Annotated in this window: 2 pseudogenes; one reads left to right on the plus strand and one right to left on the minus strand. The window is 59.4% G+C overall.

The features are described from left to right. Window positions 1-98 precede the first annotated feature (98 nt). A pseudogene (locus NKH37_RS33915) lies at window positions 99-1,390 on the minus strand (MFS transporter); the annotation flags it as partial. A gap of 1,275 nt (window positions 1,391-2,665) precedes the next feature. Between NKH37_RS33915 and NKH37_RS33925 the strand changes: the two are divergent. Further along, a pseudogene (locus NKH37_RS33925) lies at window positions 2,666-2,804 on the plus strand (type II toxin-antitoxin system HipA family toxin); the annotation flags it as partial.

A 2,804-nucleotide genomic window follows, 5' to 3' on the forward strand; every position in this document is an offset into this window, starting at 1 on the left:
CGGCCGGCAAGCAGTTGGTCCAGAAGTTCCTTCTCAATAGCCATGCGATGATTCTCTCCTTTCCATCATCATGGCCTCGCGCACAGAATTCCCGACAGTCCCCTCCTTGGCTTCAGATCGAGTGCCAGCTCCGGTGCGCGAAAATCCGAACTTTCCTGGTCCGTTTCTTCCCATGGACGTATCGCCAACACCATTCCCGCTGCTGCAAGCAGCAACAGACCCCGGCGGCGCCCTCCAAAGCCCAGGTCAGGGAGTAATTCTGCGCGACGGAACCCCAAATCCAGCTGCCGGCAGCCATACCGCCAGCGCTCAAGGCGTAGTAGATGGAGAGTGTACGGCCGACTACCCACCGTGGGCTTGCGAGTTGCACCGCCACGTCAATGCCGGTCCAGGTGATAAGCCAACCCGCGCCGCCCAAGGCAAGCGCGACTGCCGCCACAGGGACCGACGATGTTAGTGCAACGGAAACGCAACATGCTGCACAAGCGACAAAGGCGAACGCCACCAGCCTGTTTTGAGACGTGATCCGCCTAAGGAAGCCGTTGCTCATACCCGCGATGAAAGCCCCGGTGCCGAAGCCGGCCAATAGAATACCGTAGACGATCGGCCCGCTCTTCAACTGATCCCGAACGACGAGAGGCAGCAACGCCAAGATCGAAATGCTGGCCCGAAAAGGGTTCCGCGGGCGATCGCCGCCCTGATTTCCAGGGACATCGCCGTAAAGCGCACTCCGTCGTGAATCGCCGTCATCATTCTCTCGCGGGGGAGAGGCGAAGAGCGGATTTTCCATTTGGTGCGCCATAGTGCACCTAGAGGCGCGAGATCGCTCAGCGCGGCCAAGCCGAAAGCGGCCAGCGGACCAAAGAAGGTCAGAATCGTCCCACCCAGAGCAGGACCTATGCTGCGTACGAGGTTGTATCCGACGGACATCAGCGTGACCGCGGCCGGTATGTCGCGCTTGTCGAGGATATCGCCGACCGAAGCATGCCAGGCCGGATCATTCAAAGCAAAGCCGCAGCCGGCCAGGAAACCCAGTCCGAGTACCAGCCAAGGATCGACAAATCCCAGACCGACCAAAATCATTAGCGTCGTTGATGCCAATGCTATCAAGCAGTGCCCCGCAAACATCACCCATCGGCGGCTGAAGTTATCGGCGATGGCTCCGGCGAGAATTGAGAGGAAAAACACCGGCAATGTGGATGCGGCCTGAACGAGTGCGACCATGAGGTCGGAAGCTGAAATGGTGGCCTTCAGCCAACTGATGGCGACCGTCTGCACGAGCCACCCGAGGCTGGATAATCTGTGTGGCTGTCCAGATCGAGCGAAATACCGGATTGCGAAGCGGGGCAAGCGTCGTTGGAGCGGACGGCTGAGGATCTTCGTGCTGCACGTTTTTTGCCTTCCACGAGCCGATCGTTAACTCACGGCTGCCAGTACTGACTTTTTGTCTATAGATTTGTGTGATCGGTCAGTATTTCCAGAGCATGACCTAGCAGTCGCTTCCGCATGCTCCACAATCAACTTTGGGGCGGCAGCGGAACCGGGCCGGGTGAAGACCGCAGCTTGACCCCACTTGTTCACAGACGGGAGAGACAACGAACCCTAACAGGAGAGGTGCCACAATCTCGTCCTCGCCCTGGTTGACGACGAGTGCTCAGGGATGGCTTCCCTAAGCCCGATGATGATCGGCATTCGCGATGACCCCTCGTGAATGCGCGTTTTGTGATGGCAAGGGATTAGAGCTCGACTGGCCGACTTGCCGGGGCCAGTATTCGGTCCGTGTCCACAGATTAAGAACGAAGCGGTATTCGCATGGCTGTCAACGCGGACATTGAGAGCATTCGCCCGCCTGATTTATCGGCGCAGACGCCTAGAACGATCGAAGCTGTCCGCCGGGAAGTCCGCAGCCTCAACCATCATCTCGATCAAGACCGTCCGTAGCCGTGGCATACTACCCATCCGGCGAGGCTCTCGCATCAAGACCAGCCAGCGCCCTGGTTTCTCCCGGATCATCAGCGATTTAAATCAAATCCGTCTGTGGATACTAACGATTGCGCCTCCCTCACCTCCTAGACGGCTAATGCGGGCGGTAACTGAGAGGGTCATATGACAAGCGATTTTTCCGCCGCGCGGGTGCATTTAGATCGAGCGTATCACTACCTGCGGGGCGATGACCCGATAAGTCGGAGGGGGCGCGAAGCCTTGGACCTGCTACTTGAGGCGGTTACCGTCGAAGAGTTTAAGCAGCCACGCCAAAACGCGGAGATGCTAATGTTTCCGATTGGGCGCCGCTTCAGAGTCGGCCACCATGAACATGGTGCGCAGACACCCTCAGAATACCGCCCGTCCCGGCATGAGCCAAAGTCGGGCAATCGAATGGGAGTCCGAAGCGTGTCGCTCACAACGATCCGTACTTAGCCGCCCTGGCTGAAGCTTCAATGCAATCCGACGTCGAGTTGCTCACGCCCGACGCCGGGTTCTTGTGATCGAGGCCGGCTGCGGCGGAGCCGTTTCGCCAGCCATTCGCTTGGTTTCCCGTCCCAGAACGGCGTTGAACGGGCCGAGATCACGGTCGCGTGAGCAGCTTTCGCGGATACGAGACGCTCGCCTGGTACGACGGAACGGCCGAACGGGTAGGGGGCCGCGACGCATTGGGCGTCCCACTCGCCGACGGGGCGAAAAGCACCATGAAGGCAATGTGCGGCCAGGCAATGATTTCGATCTCTTAGCGGCGCTGGGCGCCGATCTGCCGGGAGCCGTACGGGCGTCGCCCAGTGACGGCGCGATAGCGGTTTCGCAGGATG

Source organism: Mesorhizobium sp. M1217 (assembly GCF_040318275.1).
Classification (GTDB): Bacteria; Pseudomonadota; Alphaproteobacteria; order Rhizobiales; family Rhizobiaceae; genus Mesorhizobium.